Consider the following 17431-nt stretch of genomic DNA (forward strand, 5'->3'; position numbering starts at 1 on the left):
TATTGCGCGCGGCTCACACAGCTTCCCCGCCGTCCAATTAAGGCAAAAACGCGCCAAAATCGGACATTACCAGCTAATTTTCCGGAGGAATTGGCGGCCCTGCCGCCCGATCGTGCCCCGGATCCCGTCTCAGTCTCCACAAAGCTCGCCCAGAATTTTGGGCAAAATGTGGTGAACGAGGTCTTAGCGAGTCTTCGCAGATTGGACTTAAAGGGGTGTTAAGAGGGAACTTTCCCCGTTGCGGCGAGCGCGGCCTGAGCGGCGGCGAGACGGGCGATCGGCACCCGGTAAGGCGAGCAGGAAACGTAGTCGATCCCGGCCTTCTCGCAAAAGCGGATGGTCGCCGGGTCGCCGCCATGCTCGCCGCAGATGCCGGCTTTGAGGCCGGGATGGGCAGCACGCCCGCGCGCAATCGCGATCTCCATCAACTCGCCCACCGCCTTATCCAGGGTCATAAACGGGTCGTAGCTGATGATGCCCTTATCGGAATATTCGCCGAGGAAGCGACCGGCATCGTCGCGGCTGAGACCGAGGGTGGTCTGGGTAAGGTCGTTGGTGCCGAAGGAGAAGAAATCGGAGGTTTCGCCGATCTCGCCGGCGGCGAGGCAGGCACGCGGCAGCTCCATCATGGTGCCGACGGTATAGGAGAGCGAAACGCCGGTCTCCTCGGTAACCTTGGCAGCGACGGCATCGATGCGCGCCTTGACGATATCGAGCTCGGCTTTGACCGTGACGAGCGGCACCATAATCTCCGGGCGCACTTCGGTCTCCAGGAACTTTCCCGCCGCGATGGCGGCCTCGAAGATGGCGCGGGCCTGCATCTCGGCAATCTCCGGATAGGAGACCAGCAGCCTTGCGCCGCGATGGCCGAGCATCGGGTTGAACTCGCGCAGCATGCCGACGCGGCGCTTCAGCTTGGCGATGCTGACGCCGAGCACGCGGGCGACCTCCTCGATCTGGTCCTCGCGATGGGGCAGAAACTCATGCAGCGGCGGGTCGAGCAGACGGATATTCACCGGCCGCTCGCCCATGATCTCGAACAGCAGCAGGAAATCCTGACGCTGCATGGGCAGCAGCTTGGCCAGTGCCTCGCGGCGGCCTTCCGAATCCTCGGCAAGGATCATCTCGCGCATCACATTGATGCGGTCCTCGTCGAAGAACATATGCTCGGTTCGGCACAACCCGATGCCCTCGGCGCCGAAATCGCGGGCCTGCTCCGCCTCGTGGGGCGTGTCGGCATTGGCGCGTATGGCCATGCGGCGGAAGCCGTCGGCCCACTGCATCAGCGTGGCGAAATCCTCCGACAGGTCGGGCTGGCGCATGGCGACGCGGCCCTTGATGATCTCGCCGGAGGTGCCATCGACAGTGACGATATCGCCCTTCTGCAAGGTGGTGCCGTTTGCGCTCAGGGTCTCCTGATCGAGGTCGATATGGATGCGGCCGGCGCCGGAGACGCAAGGCCGGCCCATGCCGCGGGCGACGACGGCCGCATGGCTGGTCAGTCCGCCGCGCGTGGTGAGGATGCCGACGGCGGCATGCATGCCTTGCACGTCCTCGGGCGAGGTCTCGATGCGGGCGAGGATCACGGTGTGGCCTTGCGCCTTCAGATGCACCGCCTCGTCGGCATCGAACACCAGCTCGCCCGATGCGGCGCCGGGCGATGCGGCAAGGCCGCGGCCCAGCACCTCCTTCGGCACATCGGGGTCCAGGGTCGGATGAAGCTGCTGATCGAGCTGGGCGGCATTGATGCCGGCCACGGCCTCCTCGCGGCTGATGATGCCTTCGGAGGCCATGTCCACGGCGATCTTCAAGGCGGCGGTCATGGTGCGCTTGCCGGTGCGGGTCTGCAGCATCCACAGCGTCCCCTCCTCCACCGTGAACTCGATGTCCTGCATATCGCGGAAATGGGTCTCCAGCGTATCGCAGACGGTTTTGAGCTCGGCGAAGGTCTCCGGCATCAGCTCTTCCATGGAGGGGCGTGTGTCGCCGGAGGCTTTCTGCGCGCCTTTGGTCAGAGGCTGCGGCGTGCGCAGGCCCGCGACGACATCCTCGCCTTGCGCGTTGACCAGAAACTCGCCGTAGAGCTCTTTTTCGCCGGTGGAAGGATTACGGGTGAAGGCGACGCCGGTGGCGCTGAGCTGCCCTCGATTGCCGAACACCATGGCCTGGATGTTCACCGCCGTGCCCCAAGCATCGGGGATGTCGTGCAGGCGGCGATAGGCGATGGCGCGGGCATTCTGCCAGGAGCCGAACACGGCGGCGATGGCGCCCCAAAGCTGATCGTGCAGGTCTTGCGGGAAAGGCTCGCCGAGCTCCTCCTCCACCAGCTGCTTGTAGCGGCGGACGATCTCCATCCAGTCTTCCGCCGAGAGCTCGGTGTCGAACTCGAAGGCTTTCAGGTTCTTGAAGTTCTCCAGCACCTCTTCGAACAAATGATGATCGATACCGAGCACGACATCGCCATACATCTGGATGAAGCGGCGATAGGTGTCGTAGGCGAAGCGGTCGTCGAAGCGCGCGGCGATCCCCTGCACGGTCTCGTCGTTGAGGCCGAGATTGAGCACCGTATCCATCATGCCCGGCATGGAGGCTCTGGAGCCGGAGCGGACCGAGACCAGGAGCGGGTTTTGCGCATCGCCGAATTCGGCGCCTACGGTCTCGCCGACGAAGCGCAAGGCATCCTCGGCCAGCGGCTTCAGCGCTTCGGGCAGGCGGCGTCCGGATTTGTAATAGGCGGTGCAGACCTCCGAGGAGATGCTGAAGCCGGGCGGGACGGGAAGACCCAGCCGCGACATCTCGGCGAGATAGGCGCCCTTGCCGCCGAGGACATCGCTCAAAGCGGCGGAGCCGTCGGCCTTGCCGGCGCCGAAGGTGTAGACCCATTTCGGCGCATCGACGATGACAGGCTCGTTCTGGCTGATATCTGATGCCATGTCGGAGGGGTGCCTCTTTTGCCGCTCAGCGCGGCGGGAAACAAATCAAGCCGGTAGAATGCCCATGCAAAGAACGGCTATGGCTGCGAGAAGCTGTCTGGGCCTGCGTGCTCCAGCCAATCGCCACTGGCAACGCGCGGCCCGCGCGGGAAGACCAAAGCATAGGCCCAAGCCTCGATGCGGCGTCCGGTGCCAAATCCGGTACCATGTCTGGTGCCGTGTCCGGAACCAAGGCGGACACTGACAGACAAGCGTTCATAATCCCCGAACGGATGTTCGCTGGCGAGGCCTTCATAACGGTCCAGGGTGTCGAGCAGTTTCCCATTGGCGGAGAAGGCGAACACTTCGCCGCGGATGCGGGCGCTCTCGCCCTCATCGAAGATTGCGCCGGGATAGCTGCCGAGATCGTAGAGCACGCCTTGCGCCCAGCCCTCGCCGACATGCTCCGCGGCGCTGTGCAGATGCCGCGCCACCGGGTGGGTGTGGTCCGATCGCAAGGTGCCGTAGACGAAGAGAGATTGGCGCATGGGCAACGATATGAAAAAGGCGGGGACGCAATCTGTCCCCGCCCTTCTTGTCTAGCGCCTATCGGAAGACGGGAAAAGCGTCTCTCTTCCCTATTCGAGCCCCTCGGGCATCGGCGGCGGCTTCTTTTCCTTCAGGGAATCGGGGTTCACCGAGCGAATCCAGGCGATGATCTTCCAAAGATCGTCCTCGGATTTGATCGCCGAGCCCATGGCTGGCATCGGACCGACGACGTTCTCGGAGCCCTTGCGGGTCATGCCGTAATCCTTCTGCAGCCCATCGCTGCCGACGGTGACGATGCGGAACAGCGTGTCGTCATCGGCGCCATAGACCCAGACCGGATTGGTCAGCGGCGGGCACATGCCGCCCCCGCCGGTGCCGCCGTGACAGCCATTGCAGGAAAGGCCCATATAGAGCTTGTGGCCTTCCTCGGCGACGGACTGATAATCGGTGTAAGGGTTCTTCAGCTCGCCTTGCGGCGTGTTCTTCACCGCTTCCTCCGGCGTCATGGTGCCGGCCTCGCCGGCATCGGCAGCGGCGCCTTCTTCCTCGCTTGCCGCATTGGCCTCGGCTTGCATTTTTTCGGCGTCGGCTTCCGCCTCACCGACCGCTTCGCCAGCGGCCACCTCGGCATCGGTCGGCGGCGACACGTCGCTGCCGCCAGCGACTTCCGGCTCCATGGTGCCGGGAGCGCCGGCATCGGCGGCAGCACCCTCCTCCTCAGCCTCGCCGACCATCTGATTCTCTTCCTGGTCAAGCGTGGCTTCGGCCTCGCCGGGCGTTACGGCGCTTTGCTCGGTCTGATCGGCTTTGCTGGTGTCTTCGTCTTCGGAACCGCAGGCGGTTAAGGCAGCGGCGCTCAAAATCAGGACGCAGATCGTCACAGTGAGTCGATGCATTTGGCTTCCTCCATAACCGTGCATTCGATCGCGCGCGGACCCGCCTTCCCGGGGCGTTGTTTTCGCCGCGCACAACCTATGGAGGAAATCTAATGCAAAAATTCCCAGACCATTCCAGGAAAAACTTCCCGAAGCTGCACGCATCGCGTGGGCGGGATTGCGTCTATTGCGCGGTGCCGGCGCCGGAAGCGCGGCTGCGCAGCCAGGTCACGATCTTCCAAAGATCGCGGTCGGTCTCAATCAGCGAGCCCATGCCGGGCATCGGCCCGACCTTGGTCTCGCGGGCCTTGCGGCGATAGCCGGCTTGCTGCAGCGGGCCGGTGCCGATGGCGATCAGGCGGAACAACGTGTCGTCGTCGTCGCCATAGACCCAGACCGAATTGATGGCCGATGGACAGACATGGCCCGAGGCGTCGGCGCCGTGACAGCCGACGCATTCGGATTTCGCGAACAAGGCTTTGCCTTCGGCGGCAATGGCCGCATCGCTCGGATCGAAGGGGTTCTTCAGCGCGCCTTGCGGGGTGGCCGCGACCCGCTCTCCGGGAGTCATCACCGTTTCGGGACCGGGCACGCGGCCGATGCTGAAGACGAGCAGAGCGAGCCCTACGATGCCGATCAGGAGTGCGACGAGCATCCGCGGCATGGCGCCGGCTTCAGCCTTCGATCTTGGAGAAATCGGCGACCGTATGGGTGGCGGCGCGGATGCGGTTCAGAAGCTTCAGCCGGTTGACGCGCAGCAGCGGATCGTCGGCATTGACGGTGACGCGGTCGAAGAAGGCATCGACGGGTCCGCGCAGCTTGGCGAGCGCGCCCATCACCGCCTCGAAATCCTCATGCTCGATGGCGCTAGCGATCAGCGGCTCGGCGGCGTCCAGCTCCTCGGCCAGCGCCACCTCTTCCTCCATGCCGAACAGGGCCGGATCGGGCGCGCCGTCATAGCGCGTTCCGTCCTTCTTCTCCTCGATGCGCAGGATGTTGTTGGCGCGCTTGGCCCCGATCAAAAGATTGGCGCCGTCTTCGGTCTCCAGGAATTTGCCCAGTGCTTCGACACGGCGGACGATCATCAGAAGGTCGTCCTGGCCGGGAAGCGAGAACACGGCATCGATCAAATCGTGACGGGCGCCTTGGTCGCGGAGATAGACTTTCAGGCGGTCGGCGAAGAAGCCGAGGAGGTTCTTCTCCGTCTCTTCCTCTTTGCCGTCCAGCCCGTGGATGGCCGGGTCGAGCCCGGCCATGACGATGGAGAGGGTCTTCATCAACGGCAGGCGGAGGCCGTTCTCCAGCACGATGCGGATGACACCCAGCGCAGCGCGGCGGAGCGCGAAGGGATCCTTCGAGCCGGTCGGCTTCTCGTCGATGGCCCAGAACCCGACCAGCATGTCCAGCTTGTCGGAAAGCGCCACGGCGATGGAGACCGAGTCTTCCGGCACCGCATCGGACGGCCCCATGGGCTTGTAATGGGCGGCGATGGCGTCGGCGACGTCCGGATGCTCGCCCTCTTCCAGAGCGTAGTAGCGGCCCATGATGCCTTGCAGCTCGGGGAACTCGCCGACCATCTCGGAGACCAGATCGGCCTTGCACAGCATGGCGGCGCGCTCCGAATCCTCGGTATCGGCGCCGATCAGCTTGGCCAGCTCCACGGCCAGTTTCCGGATGCGCTGGATGCGGTCGTATTGGGTGCCGAGCTTCTCGTGGAAGACGATATCCTTCAGCCGCGGTGTGGCATTCTCAAGCGCGATCTTGCGATCCTGATCGAAGAAGAACTTGGCGTCGGCCAGGCGCGCACGGATCACCCGCTCATTGCCGGCAGTGATGGCCTTGCCGCCGTCCTTGGCTTCGAGGTTGGAGACCAGAACGAAGCGGTTGGCGAGCTTGCCGTCAGGCGCTGTGACCGAAAAGCATTTCTGATGCGCCTTCATGGTGGTGGCCAGCACCTCCGGCGGCACGTCCAGGAAGCTTTCGTCGAAGCTTCCCATCAGCGGCACCGGCCATTCGGTGAGGCCGGCATTCTCGGCAATCAGCGCTTCGTCCTCGATCAGCGACAGCCCTTCCGCTTCGCACAGCGCCTTGGCACGGCTGCGGATTACGTCGCGGCGCTCTTCCGTATCGAGGATGACCTTGGCGGCGCGGAGCTTCTTCTCGTAATCGGCGAAATCTTTCACCGCGAAGGGCTCCGGCGCCAGGAAGCGGTGGCCGCGGGTCTCGCCGCCGGAGATCAGCCCGTCGATCTCAAACGGGATCACCTCGCCGTTGAATAGGCAGAGCACCGAATGCAGCGGGCGCACCCAGCGGAGTTTGCCGGCGCCCCAGCGCATGGATTTCGGCCAGGGGAAATTATTGACGATGACCGGCACCACCTCGGCGACGATCACCGGGGTCGGGCGCCCTTCCCGCTCGATATTGGCGACGTAGAACTCGCCCTTCTTGTCGGACTGGATTTCCGCCTCGTCGATGGAGGAAAGTCCGGCCGATTTCAGGAAGCCTTCGAGCGCCTTTTCCGGCGCACCGACACGGGGGCCTTTACGCTCCTCGGAGACATTGGGCGAGGCGACGGGGACGCCCTCGATCACCGCGGTCAGGCGGCGCGGGGTGGAACAGCTTTTGACGGCGCCGACTTCGAGCCCGGCCTGTTTCAGCCCGTCCTCAAGCAGACGCGCCAGCTCGCGCTCGGCCGCGGCCTGCATGCGCGCGGGGATCTCCTCGGAGAACAGCTCAAGCAGAAGTTCGCCGCTCATGCGCCACCTGCTTCGGTCTTGAGCCAGGCGGCGCAGCAGGCCTTAGCCAGGTCGCGCACCTTGAGGATATAGCCCTGGCGCTCGGTGACGGAGATGACGCCGCGGGCATCCAGCAGATTGAAGATGTGCGAGGCCTTGATGCACTGGTCATAGGCCGGCAGCACCATCTCGTGGCGGCTGCCATTCTCGCCCTTCTCCAGCAGCGCCTTGCATTCGGTCTCGGCGTCGCGGAACTGGTTGAACAGCAGCTTGGTGTCGGCATATTCGAAATCGTAGCGGGAATATTCCTGCTCGGCCTGAAGGAAGACGTCGCCGTATTTGACGCGGGAGTCTCCCTCGCCGCCGTTGAAGTCGAGATCGTAGACCCGGTCGACGCCCTGCACATACATGGCCAGCCGCTCCAGCCCGTAGGTGAGCTCGCCGGTGACCGGCTCGCAGTCGAAGCCGCCGACCTGCTGGAAGTAGGTGAACTGCGAGACCTCCATGCCGTCGCACCAGACCTCCCAGCCAAGCCCCCAGGCGCCCAGCGTCGGGCTCTCCCAGTCATCCTCGACGAAGCGGACGTCGTGGTTGAGGAGGTCGATACCGATCGCGGCGAGGCTCTCCAGATAGAGCTGTTGGATATTCTGCGGCGAGGGCTTCAGCACCACCTGGAACTGATAATAATGCTGCAGACGGTTGGGGTTCTCACCGTAGCGGCCATCCTTGGGACGGCGGCAGGGCTGCACATAGGCGGCGCTCCACGGCTTCGGCCCGAGCGAGCGCAGCGTGGTCGCCGGATGAAACGTGCCCGCCCCCATCTCCATGTCGTAAGGCTGCAGGATCACGCAGCCTTTGCTTGCCCAATAGCGCTGCAGCGTCAGGATCAAATCCTGGAAGGAGAGCGGCGCCTTCGGCGCAGGCGCGGGGCTGGATTGTTCAGGTTGAGCCATAGTCGCTAAAGCGTGTCGCAAAGGGTCTGGAGGCGTATCGCCTGTTTGGACGGGCGGGACGAGCTGCGGGAACGATGCGTACCCGCCTCTCTATTTCGGATCGAAAGCTTAAGATCAAGCACCGTTACAGCAAGAAACCGGACGCTTTCACGAAAGATCGGATTGCTGCGGGCGGTAGATCCCGGTCGCCGGGTCCTGCTCCAGCTTGGTGCCGAGGCTTTCGCGGCGCTGATGCTCGGCCATGGCGTCGCGAGCCTCGCGCAGATCGGCAGCGACCCGGTCTTGGGCGGTCTTGAACCATTTGCGGGCCAGCAGCAGGCCGGCACCGGCGGCGAGAAGGACGATCACTTGAGGCATGGCTTATCCCCTTAACGGGCTAGAGCCCATATCGCGACCACAAGGCGCGCGCTTCGAGCGAGGAGATTAGATCGTCGGCGAGGCCGCCAGGCAAGGCGCGAAGCGCCGCTCCCAGATCGGAGGCGCCCAGTTGAACGCCGACTTGCGGCTTGCGGCGGAACCAACCGGTCTTGGTCTGCACCATCTTGAGGCGGACATCGGAGCCGTAGATCTCACGCATCTTGCTGCGAAGATCGGAGAGACCGTCGATCAGGCCCAGCTCATGCGCCTTCTTGCCGGACCAGAACTCGCCGGTGAAAAGCTCCTCGCCGGCAGCCTCGATCTTGGCGCCGCGGCGCTGCTTGACCAGACCGACAAAGGCGGCATGGACATCGCGCTGCACCGCCTTGATGCGCTCCACATCCTCCGCCTTTTCCGGCTGGAAGGCGTCCAGGGTCGATTTGGAGCCGCCGGCGGTATAGACGCGGCGCTCGATGCCGAGGCGGTTGATCATCTCGTGGAAGCCGAAGCTGGCGGAGATCACGCCGATGGAACCGACGATGGAGCTGGTATCGGCGTAGATCTCATCGCCCGCCAGCGCCAGGAGATAGCCGCCGGACGCGGCAACGTCCTCGGCGAAGACATAGACCTTGATGTCCTTCTCGTCGGCAAGCGCGCGGATGCGCCGGTAGATCAGAGTGGACTGCACCGGCGAGCCACCGGGGGAATTGATCTGAATGGCGACGGCCTTGGCGCCGCTCATGGAGAAGGCCTTGTCGATGGCGCCGGCGACGCCGGAGAGGGTCAGGCCGGGGCGCAGCGGCGTCACGGCACCGATGGTGCCGGAGAAGCGCAGCACCGGCACGACATTGCCGGGCTCGAACCAGCTCTTGCCCGGAAAGGGCGGCATGCGGTCGAGAAAGCTCTTCGGCTGCACGGCGTCTTCGGGCGTTGCGGGGGGCGGTGACTGAGGGGGTGTGGGGTTTTCCATGGCGCTAGAACGTATAGACGGTTGCGGCGAAATCAAGCGGTGCGCCTTGGCGGCCGGTTCTGCGACGGCCCCTAAGCTTTCCTTAAGCGAATTTCACCTTGTTCCGCCGTTTTTCGCTCCCTATTTGATATTCTATCCGTTGCTGGACGTTCGAGGATGTGCGGTGGGATTTCCTGTGCCGAGGAACCGCAGATCTGCAAGGAGGAACGACGATGAAGAAGGTTCTGACCTTTGCCTTTGCGGCGGGTGTCCTTCTATTGGCGGGTATTGCGGTTCCCACCCAGAGCGCCCAGGCCGGCGTTAGCGTCTATGTCGGCCCGCGTTATGGCTATGGCTACGGCTATTATCGGCGGCCTTATTACGGCTACCGCTATTACCGCTACCCTTACGCCTATTACCCCTATTGGCGGCGGCCTAATTACTACCACTACCGTCGGCCCTATCGCCATTACCGCAAATATTATCGCCGGCGTTGGCGCTAGGCGATTACGCACCCAGTCTCAAAGGTTCCGAAGGGCCGCTCTCGTGCAAGATCGAGGGCGGCCCTTTTGATTTTCGCCCCCATTTCAGCCGCTTCGATACCTTCCACCAGGCTGAACGCCAGATGAACGGCGCGTCCAGCTTCGGTTCAGCGCGGCTCCTCTAAAACCACCTCCAGGATTTGAGCCGCGTGGCTCAGCCACAGGCCGGGCGCCGGTACGGCGTCCACTTTGGAGGGTTCTTCGATGCTGAAATATCTGCTTCTCGGCGCTGCCGCTCTGGGCCTTGCAACGCTGGCGCCGGTGGGTCTTGGCGCCGGCAAGGCGGAGGCCGCCTCGGCGACCATTCAGGTCCACTACAACAATTGGAACCGCGGCTATTACCGCGGCCAGGGCTATCGCCGCGGATACGGCTACCGCCGCCCCTATTACGGTTATCGCCAGCCCTATTACGGCTACCGCTACCGTCCGCGCTGCTCCTATCAGCCTGCCGTCGCCTATTGGAGCCCAGGTTTCGCCTTCGGCGCCGGCAATCGGCTGGTCTGCCGCTAACCCGCCCGACTTTACCCCGCTGGACCGGTGACGGCGTTCTCGTCCGCCCGCCTCGCCGGTCCTGCCTGAAGGCCGCCGTCTCCGCCCCCCGCTTGGAGCGGCGGCCTTCTCTTTTTTGGAATGCTTGTTTCGTGTCCGATCAGGAGATGAAGAGCGGTGCACCGGCCCGCAGCACCGCTTCGGCGGGCGGGGTGTAGCCGCCCTTCCCGTCATGCAGGACGAGGCCCGGCAGAAGCTCCAGCCCGCCGCGCCGTCCCTTGATGCCGCGCACCAGAATGCGGCTCGCCGGAGCGCCGGGCTTGGCAAATAGCGGAAATACCCGAAGCGCGCCGAAACGCGGCTGCAAGAGCTGCAACAGCTCCGGCAGCACCTCCGGCCGGTGGATGATGGTCAGAGCGGCCCGCGCCGCCGCCATGGCGGTGAGGAAACGCACCCAGGCGGCAAGCCCGCCTTCGGCCATGACATGGGCCTTCTCCGCCTCCGGTGCGGAGCGCACGCTGCCGGCGCGGTAATAGGGCGGGTTGGCGATGACATGGGAGAAACTCTCGCGGGCGAGGCCGGTCTCGGCCAGCCGCTTGCCCGGCGCGGTCACGTCGGCCTCGATGACCCCGTATCGCTCCGAAAAGCCGTTGCGTTCGCCATTCTGGCGGGCCAGCGCGCAAAGCGCCGGATCGGTCTCCACTGCGGTGACCTGCAGGGACGGGAAACGCGACAGCAGGCAAAGCCCGGCGACCCCTGCGCCGGCGCCGGCATCCAGGATGCGCAAGCCTTCCCCGCCGTTTCCGCCCGCTGCGTCTTGAATCGCGGCGGCGGCAAGGAACACGGTATCGGAGCCCGCACGATGGCCGGTTCTCGGCTGCAGAGCGTGAAACCGCCCGCCGAGAAAGCCATCGAGGCTGGTCGCCGCGCCGCTCACTTCACTGTTGGACGCTTGGGACATGTGTTCAGACAGCACCGTCACGGCCTGCGGCATGCTCGATGCCGGCATCGGCGAGCAGCCGCTTGGCTTGCGCCAGAGCGTCGTCCTCGACCAGGACGCGGCGCGGCAAAACGCCAAGCGATCCTTCCATGACGCTCATATTGGCGTCCGCGACAATGAAGCCCAACTCGGCTTCGGAAAGCAGCGCGCTGACATAGGAAATCAGCACAGCATCATTGCTTCTGAGCAATTCCTTCATAGATAGAGCCCTGTCTTGCCCTTCTTGCCGCCTTGACCTTATATCCGGCGGGCTGAATATAGGGCGTCATTTGGGGCGTCCTGGCGAAAAAAGTCTTGGAAAGTCTCAGAAACCCTTGGGGAGAGTGACCGTGGGAGTCGTCGTCGAACTAGACGAGAAACGGAAATCCGCGCCTAGCGTGGCCGCATTGGCCGCTCTCGTCGAAGAGGATATGGGCCAGGTCAACGCGATCATCCTGGAACGCGCCCGCTCGCATGTGGACCTGATCCCGGAGCTTGCGCGGCATCTGATCGATTCCGGCGGCAAGCGTTTGCGCCCCATGCTGACCATCGCCTCGGCCAAGCTGTGCGACTATTCCGGCGAGGGGCATGTGCATCTCGCCGCCAGCGTGGAGTTCATGCACACCGCCACGCTGCTGCACGACGATGTGGTGGACGAGAGCAGCCTACGCCGCGGCAAGGCGGCGGCGCGCGTGCTGTGGGGCAACGAGGCGAGCGTGCTGGTGGGCGATTACCTGCTCGGCCAGGCCTTCAAGATGATGGTCGATGTCGGCTCGCTCGGGGCTTTGCGCATCCTCTCCAACGCGGCGGTGACCATCGCCGAGGGCGAGGTGATGCAGCTTGTGACCGCCAACAACACCGCCACCACCCAGGACGAATATCTGGAAGTGATCAACTGCAAGACCGCGGCGCTGTTCGCGGCGGCTTGCGAGGTCGGCGCGGTGATCGCCGAGCGCCCCAAAGCGGAAGTCACGGCACTGCGCGATTACGGCCGCAATCTCGGCCTCGCCTTCCAGCTGATCGACGATGCGCTGGACTATTCCGGCGAGCAGGCGACGCTGGGCAAGACGGTGGGCGACGATTTCCGCGAAGGCAAGGTGACGCTGCCTGCGGTGCTCTGCTACCGGCGGGGCGACGCGGAAGAGCGCGCCTTCTGGGAGCGCACCTTGCAGAACGGCGATGTCCAAGACGGCGATCTGGAGCATGCCATCGCGCTGATCGACAAGCACGGCACGCTGGAGGCGACGGTGGAGCGGGCGCGCGATTACGGCGCGATTGCCGCCGATGCGCTTGCCATCTTCCCCGACGGCAAGGTGAAGTCGGCCATGCTCGAGACCATCGAATTCTGCATTTCGCGGGCCTATTAGGCCTAGCCGATCGCCGCTGCGGCAACCCACCAGCGCGGCCGTCTTTGCTTGAGCCGTTCGGCTTGGGCGAGCGCCTGCTCCTGCATTTCGAACAGCGCAAAGGCCGTTGGTCCGCTGCCCGAAAGCCGCGGATAGAGCGCCCCTTCCAATTCGCTCAAAGCGGCGAGCACATCGCCGATCACCGGCTGCAGCCGCAGCGCCGGCTCCTGCAGATCGTTGCCGCGCTGCTCGAGATAGGCGGCAAGCTTGGCGAAGCTGCCGCCAAAGGCAGGCAGCTCGGCAGGCGCAGGCTCGGCCTCCAGCTTCGGCGCGGTCAGAGCGGCATAGACCGCACCGGCGGAGAGCGGCACGCCGGGATTTGCCAGCACCGCCCAGCAGAGCGGAAGATCGGCGACAGGCTGCAGGCGCTCGCCCTTGCCGCCCATCACGGTGGCGCTTGCGCTTAGGCAAGCGGCGATATCGGAGCCGAGCTCCCCGGCGATGGCCATAACGGTCTCATCGCTCAGCACCCCCGGATTGGCGCGTTGCAGCAGGCGCAACGCAGCAGCGGCATCGGCCGAGCCGCCACCGATCCCGGCGGCAACCGGCAGACGCTTTATCAGGTGGAATTCGCCGCTGCGTAGTCCCGGCGCCTTGGCGGCGGCGGACGCGGCGGCTCTCAGGATCAGGTTCTCAGAATCGATGGCCCCTGCGAACGGTCCTTCGCAAGAGAGCGCCGCCCTATCGCCCGGCGACAAGCCCAAGCTATCGGACAGCTCTGCGAAGACGGTGAGACTATCGATCTCATGAAACCCGTCCGCGCGGCGGCCCAGCACCTTCAGGGTGAGGTTGAGTTTGGCCTTGGCCTCATCCTGCAAGCGGCTCGTTTCGGGCGGGACGGTCATAGCAGGACGGTCGTGGCTGGCCGGCCGCAGGAGCGGCTCTCTCAAGACTTGTGGGGCGCGGGGCGCTTTGCGCCAGAGCTTGGCGCGCGTCAGCGGGCGGTCTGGCCGTCGTCGACGGTGCGCTCGGCCGCTTTGGTATTGGGCTCTTCTTCCAGCCCGTGCGCGATCTTCTGCTTCAGATCCTCGACGCTGACTTCGGTCGGGCCGAGCTCGATAGCCTGGCGCCACTGATACTTGGCTTCGAGCTTGCGACCGACCTTCCAATACACATCGCCGAGATGATCGTTGATGGTGGGATCGTCGGGCTGCAGCTCGACGGCGCGCTCCAGATGCTTCACCGCCGCGTCGAGATTGCCGATGCGGTAATAGGCCCAGCCCAGGCTATCGACGTAATAGCCGTCCTCCGGCTTCAGCTTCACGGCTTTGCGGATATAGGACATGGCCTGCTTCAGATTGGTGCCGTGATCCACCCAGGTGTAGCCGAGATAGTTGAGGATCAGGGATTCGTCCGGGGCCAGCTCCAACGCCTGCTTCAGGTCCGCCTCGGCTTTCGACCAATTCTTCAGCCGCTCGTAGCAGACGCCGCGGGAGTAATAGAGCGTCCAATTCTCGGGCTTGGGATCGCCGGCGAGCTCGATCGCCTTGTCGTAGTAGGGCAGCGCCTCTTCGTAACGCTCATGGGAGCGCATGATATTGCCCAGCGCATCGACGGGACGGATGTCGTCCGGGCTCTCGGCGATCAGCGCTTCCAGGATTTCCTTGGCCTCGTCGACCTGATCCAGGGCGTTCAACGCGAAGGCGCGCTGGATCTGCACATTCACCCAAAGCGGCGAATCCTCGGGGACCTTGTCGAGCGCGGCCAGCTCAAGGTCGTATTTCTGCGCGCCGTCGTAAGCCTCGGCCAGGGCCACATGGGCGAGGTCGAGATCGGGCTTCAGATGGATGGCGAATTGCAGGAAGACGACGCCCATATCGAGCCCGCCCTCGCCGGCCAGCGCATCGCCGATACCGTAGAACACTTCGGCCAGACCGTCATTGGGCGTCTGCACCAGCAGCGGCGGGGTCTCGCCATCTTCCAGCTTCTTCAGCAGCGATTCGGAGATCGGATGCTTGCCGGCGCGGTTGATGGCCGTCTTCATGATGTTGATGGCGCGGTCGCGGTTGCCGTTATTCACCTCGTGGCGGGCATAGGCGTCGGCGACGCGCACGGTGCCGGGGCTGCGCTCGAAGGCCTCGGCCAGCGCCTTGCCGGCCGCTTCGGGCTTATCGTCGACATCTGCGATCAGGCCGCGGTGATAGCGCTGATAGAATTGCGCCCAATCGGCCTGGCTGAGACCGTCCAGGGTCGCGAAGGCGGCCTCGGGATTCTCCTCGGCGCCATCGACCCAGGCACGCGCCAGATTGGAGGCGAGGTCGGCGATGGGGCCTTGGCGGGCGGCGGCGAAATGCACCCGCGCAGCTTCGTAATTACCGTTCTCGAAAGCGTCGCAGCCGAGCAGGAAGCGGGCGATGCGATGGGTCGGATCGACTTTGATCAGCTTCTTGGCCAGAGTGACGGAGCGGTCCCAATTGCCGGCGGCGACATCGAGCAGGAAGGACTGCTCCAGCAGCAGGGCATTGTCGGGATCGCGGTCGAGCGCCTTGGAATAATACTGCGCGGCGGTGCCGATATCGTGCTGGTCGCGGGCGAGGCGGCCGGAGAGATAGTCGCCGAGGAGATTGCTGGGCGGCCCGTCTTCGGTCTGGGTCTCGGCGGAGCCGACATCGGAGAAAATGGTCGGGGCGGCAAGGCCGACAAGCACCGCGCCAAGCAAGCCCCAGCGCAGCAGAGGGCCTTTCAGGCTCCCGTTTTGAGGCTTCTTGGAAGGCTTGCGCTCAGAATCGGTGCTCGGCTTCGTCATACGGCTCTCCGCCAAATGTCCCACATTTCCACCCCTTACGACCTTGTGTAGGCCGTTTCAGGGCAAGTGGAAACTTAAAACCCGTTCACGAAAAGGGCCATAGGCTGCGGCATCGAGGAACCGGCCTTTAACCCCATCACATATTCGCGTAGCTCGGTCCGTCGCCCCCTTCCGGCGGCACCCAGGTGATATTCTGGGCCGGATCCTTGATATCGCAGGTTTTGCAGTGGACGCAGTTTTGGGCGTTGATCTGGAAGCGCTTTTCGCCCCCCTCCTCGATCACCTCGTAAACCTGGGCCGGGCAGTAGCGCTGTGCGGGCTCTGCATATTCGGGCAGGTTCTTCTCGATCGGGATTGAGGGATCGGTCAGGCGCAGATGCACCGGCTGGTCCTCGGCATGGTTGGTGCCCGACAGGAAGACCGAGGAGAGAATGTCGAAGGTCAGCTTGTTATCCGGCTTGGGATACTCGATGGGCTGGGCCTTGTCCGCTTTCTCCAGGCTCGCAAAATCGGGCTTCAGATGCCGCAATGTGTGCTTCAGGAATGGCAGCAATGTGTTGAGCCACATATCGATGCCGCCGAGCGCCACGCCGATACGGGTGCCGAAGCGGGACCAAAGCGGCTTCACATTACGCACCGGGTTCAGATCCTTGGCGATCTCGCCGCTGCGGACCTTCTCCTCATAGGCGGTGAGCTCGTCATGGCTGCGATCGGCGCCGATCGCGTCGAACACCGCCTCCGCCGCGGCCATGCCGGACAGCATGGCATTGTGGCTGCCCTTGATGCGGGGGACGTTCATGAAACCCGCCGCACAGCCGAGCAGTGCGCCACCCGGGAAGGTGAGCTTGGGGATCGCCTGCAAGCCCCCCTCGGTCAGCGCCCGGGCGCCGTAGGAGATGCGTTTTCCGCCTTCCAGATGCTGCTTGATGACGGGATGGGTCTTGGAGCGCTGAAACTCCTTGAACGGGTTGAGATAGGGGTTGGCGTAGTCGAGATGCATGACGAAGCCGACCGACACCAGATTATCCCCGAAATGGTAGAGGAAGGTGCCGCCGCCGGTCCTGTCGTTCAGCGGCCAGCCCATGGTGTGCTGCACCAGGCCGGGCTTGTGCTTCTCGGCCGGGATTTCCCACAACTCCTTGAGACCGATGCCGAATTTCTGCGTGCCGCTGTCCTTGTCCAGCGCGAAGCGCTTGATCATCTGCTTGCTCAGGGAGCCGCGGGCACCTTCGGCCAGAAGCGTATATTTTCCGGTGAGCGCGATGCCGGGGGTGTAGGTGTCCTTATGGCTGCCGTCGCGGGCAACGCCCATATCGCCGGTGATGACACCCTGCACCTCGCCGTTCTCGCCGAAAATCGCGTCGGTCACGGCGATGCCGGGATAGACCTCCACGCCCAGCGCCTCGGCCTGCTCGCCGAGCCAGCGGCAGGTCGCACCGAGGCTGCCGGCATAGCAGCCGTGATTGTTCATCAAGGGCGGCGTGAACAGATTGGGCATCCGCACGCTGCCGCTCTCCGTCAGGTAATAGAAGCGGTCGTCGGAGACTTGCGTCTTGAGCGGGCTGTCCTGCTCGCGCCAATCGGGAAGCAACTTGTCGAGCGCAATCGGATCGACCACCGCGCCGGAGAGGATATGGGCGCCGACCTCGGCTCCCTTCTCCAGCACCACCACGTTGAGGTCCTGATCCTTTTCGGCGGCGAGTTGCTTCAGCCGGATCGCGGCCGCAAGTCCCGCAGGACCGGCACCGACGATCACGACGTCGAACTCCATCACTTCCCGTTCGGGTTCTTCGCTCGCAGTCTCTTCGCTCAACGATCAGGCTCCCAGTAACGCATCTCAAACATGACGAACCCGCCGGCCGCAAAACGGCGGCAGCCAACCGGAACAAAGGCGGGTAATGCTCTTCCGGACCATTGGCCCGCGAATGAGCCGGCCAGA

16 protein-coding genes are annotated in these 17431 nt (G+C 64.2%); 3 read left to right on the forward strand and 13 right to left on the reverse strand.

Annotated features, from left to right (window positions below; translation table 11 throughout):
* Positions 1 to 218: 218 nt before the first annotated feature.
* The 8 genes from ppdK to HT051_RS13045 form a co-directional block, all read right to left on the reverse strand.
* On the reverse strand, positions 219 to 2933 hold the full coding sequence (gene ppdK / locus HT051_RS13010) for a pyruvate, phosphate dikinase (protein ID WP_174542436.1): 2715 nt from the start codon (positions 2931 to 2933) through the stop codon (positions 219 to 221).
* 77 nt (positions 2934 to 3010) lie between these two features.
* The gene (locus HT051_RS13015) at positions 3011 to 3460 is read right to left on the reverse strand and encodes a gamma-glutamylcyclotransferase (protein ID WP_174542437.1); all 450 of its coding nucleotides are present in this window, start codon (positions 3458 to 3460) and stop codon (positions 3011 to 3013) included.
* Positions 3461 to 3550: 90 nt separating this feature from the next.
* Complete coding sequence (locus HT051_RS13020) at positions 3551 to 4357, reverse strand: c-type cytochrome (RefSeq protein WP_246810095.1); 807 nt, start codon at positions 4355 to 4357, stop codon at positions 3551 to 3553.
* Between the two features lie 163 nt (positions 4358 to 4520).
* Complete coding sequence (locus HT051_RS13025) at positions 4521 to 5000, reverse strand: c-type cytochrome (RefSeq protein WP_174542438.1); 480 nt, start codon at positions 4998 to 5000, stop codon at positions 4521 to 4523.
* Between the two features lie 10 nt (positions 5001 to 5010).
* Entirely contained in the window at positions 5011 to 7092 is a 2082-nt protein-coding gene (gene glyS, locus HT051_RS13030) for a glycine--tRNA ligase subunit beta (protein ID WP_174542439.1), read from the reverse strand.
* On the reverse strand, positions 7089 to 8024 hold the full coding sequence (locus HT051_RS13035) for a glycine--tRNA ligase subunit alpha (RefSeq protein ID WP_174542440.1): 936 nt from the start codon (positions 8022 to 8024) through the stop codon (positions 7089 to 7091). The genes glyS and HT051_RS13035 overlap by 4 nt, the downstream gene beginning before the upstream one ends.
* A 147-nt stretch (positions 8025 to 8171) precedes the next feature.
* Positions 8172 to 8381, reverse strand: a complete 210-nt coding sequence (locus HT051_RS13040; RefSeq protein ID WP_174542441.1) for a hypothetical protein — start codon at positions 8379 to 8381, stop codon at positions 8172 to 8174.
* 19 nt (positions 8382 to 8400) lie between these two features.
* Entirely contained in the window at positions 8401 to 9270 is an 870-nt protein-coding gene (locus HT051_RS13045; protein WP_174543014.1) for a S49 family peptidase, read from the reverse strand.
* 293 nt (positions 9271 to 9563) lie between these two features.
* Here HT051_RS13045 and HT051_RS13050 point away from each other — a divergent pair, with 293 nt between their 5' ends.
* The gene (locus HT051_RS13050) at positions 9564 to 9833 is read left to right on the forward strand and encodes a hypothetical protein (RefSeq protein WP_174540127.1); all 270 of its coding nucleotides are present in this window, start codon (positions 9564 to 9566) and stop codon (positions 9831 to 9833) included.
* Positions 9834 to 10076: 243 nt separating this feature from the next.
* Complete coding sequence (locus HT051_RS13055; protein WP_174542442.1) at positions 10077 to 10382, forward strand: hypothetical protein; 306 nt, start codon at positions 10077 to 10079, stop codon at positions 10380 to 10382.
* Positions 10383 to 10521: 139 nt separating this feature from the next.
* On the opposite strand, the gene HT051_RS13060 is transcribed toward HT051_RS13055, so the two are convergent.
* Positions 10522 to 11322 carry a tRNA1(Val) (adenine(37)-N6)-methyltransferase gene (locus tag HT051_RS13060; RefSeq protein WP_174542443.1) on the reverse strand — a complete coding sequence of 267 codons (801 nt, stop codon included), beginning with the start codon at positions 11320 to 11322 and terminating at the stop codon, positions 10522 to 10524.
* A gap of 4 nt (positions 11323 to 11326) precedes the next feature.
* A complete protein-coding gene (locus HT051_RS13065) occupies positions 11327 to 11560 on the reverse strand; it encodes a DUF2007 domain-containing protein (RefSeq protein ID WP_174542444.1) in 234 nt (77 codons plus the stop codon).
* 211 nt (positions 11561 to 11771) lie between these two features.
* Between HT051_RS13065 and HT051_RS13070 the strand changes: the two genes are divergently transcribed.
* Positions 11772 to 12707 carry a polyprenyl synthetase family protein gene (locus HT051_RS13070; RefSeq protein WP_174543015.1) on the forward strand — a complete coding sequence of 312 codons (936 nt, stop codon included), beginning with the start codon at positions 11772 to 11774 and terminating at the stop codon, positions 12705 to 12707.
* Positions 12708 to 12709: 2 nt separating this feature from the next.
* On the opposite strand, the gene HT051_RS13075 is transcribed toward HT051_RS13070, so the two are convergent.
* The 3 genes from HT051_RS13075 to HT051_RS13085 all read right to left on the reverse strand — a co-directional run bounded on the left by HT051_RS13075 (position 12710) and on the right by HT051_RS13085 (position 17263).
* A complete protein-coding gene (locus HT051_RS13075; RefSeq protein ID WP_174542445.1) occupies positions 12710 to 13591 on the reverse strand; it encodes a 4-(cytidine 5'-diphospho)-2-C-methyl-D-erythritol kinase in 882 nt (293 codons plus the stop codon).
* A gap of 89 nt (positions 13592 to 13680) precedes the next feature.
* Positions 13681 to 15492, reverse strand: a complete 1812-nt coding sequence (locus tag HT051_RS13080) for a tetratricopeptide repeat protein (RefSeq protein WP_174542446.1) — start codon at positions 15490 to 15492, stop codon at positions 13681 to 13683.
* Positions 15493 to 15628: 136 nt separating this feature from the next.
* Positions 15629 to 17263 carry an electron transfer flavoprotein-ubiquinone oxidoreductase gene (locus HT051_RS13085; RefSeq protein ID WP_174543016.1) on the reverse strand — a complete coding sequence of 545 codons (1635 nt, stop codon included), beginning with the start codon at positions 17261 to 17263 and terminating at the stop codon, positions 15629 to 15631.
* Between the last annotated feature and the right edge of the window lie 168 nt (positions 17264 to 17431).

The sequence above is a fragment of the Methyloligella sp. GL2 genome, assembly GCF_013341275.1.
Lineage (GTDB): Bacteria > Pseudomonadota > Alphaproteobacteria > Rhizobiales > Methyloligellaceae > Methyloligella.

Coding starts and splice junctions, on each gene's coding strand:
- HT051_RS13050 (WP_174540127.1), top strand. CDS start 9,564: ATGAAGAAGGTTCTGACCTTTGCCTTTGCGGCGGGTGTCCTTCTATTG.
- ppdK (WP_174542436.1), bottom strand. CDS start 2,933: ATGGCATCAGATATCAGCCAGAACGAGCCTGTCATCGTCGATGCGCCG.
- HT051_RS13015 (WP_174542437.1), bottom strand. CDS start 3,460: ATGCGCCAATCTCTCTTCGTCTACGGCACCTTGCGATCGGACCACACC.
- HT051_RS13040 (WP_174542441.1), bottom strand. CDS start 8,381: ATGCCTCAAGTGATCGTCCTTCTCGCCGCCGGTGCCGGCCTGCTGCTG.
- HT051_RS13025 (WP_174542438.1), bottom strand. CDS start 5,000: ATGCCGCGGATGCTCGTCGCACTCCTGATCGGCATCGTAGGGCTCGCT.
- HT051_RS13070 (WP_174543015.1), top strand. CDS start 11,772: ATGGGCCAGGTCAACGCGATCATCCTGGAACGCGCCCGCTCGCATGTG.
- glyS (WP_174542439.1), bottom strand. CDS start 7,092: ATGAGCGGCGAACTTCTGCTTGAGCTGTTCTCCGAGGAGATCCCCGCG.
- HT051_RS13035 (WP_174542440.1), bottom strand. CDS start 8,024: ATGGCTCAACCTGAACAATCCAGCCCCGCGCCTGCGCCGAAGGCGCCG.
- HT051_RS13075 (WP_174542445.1), bottom strand. CDS start 13,591: ATGACCGTCCCGCCCGAAACGAGCCGCTTGCAGGATGAGGCCAAGGCC.
- HT051_RS13045 (WP_174543014.1), bottom strand. CDS start 9,270: ATGCCGCCCTTTCCGGGCAAGAGCTGGTTCGAGCCCGGCAATGTCGTG.
- HT051_RS13085 (WP_174543016.1), bottom strand. CDS start 17,263: ATGGAGTTCGACGTCGTGATCGTCGGTGCCGGTCCTGCGGGACTTGCG.
- HT051_RS13080 (WP_174542446.1), bottom strand. CDS start 15,492: ATGACGAAGCCGAGCACCGATTCTGAGCGCAAGCCTTCCAAGAAGCCT.
- HT051_RS13055 (WP_174542442.1), top strand. CDS start 10,077: ATGCTGAAATATCTGCTTCTCGGCGCTGCCGCTCTGGGCCTTGCAACG.
- HT051_RS13020 (WP_246810095.1), bottom strand. CDS start 4,357: ATGCATCGACTCACTGTGACGATCTGCGTCCTGATTTTGAGCGCCGCT.
- HT051_RS13060 (WP_174542443.1), bottom strand. CDS start 11,322: ATGTCCCAAGCGTCCAACAGTGAAGTGAGCGGCGCGGCGACCAGCCTC.
- HT051_RS13065 (WP_174542444.1), bottom strand. CDS start 11,560: ATGAAGGAATTGCTCAGAAGCAATGATGCTGTGCTGATTTCCTATGTC.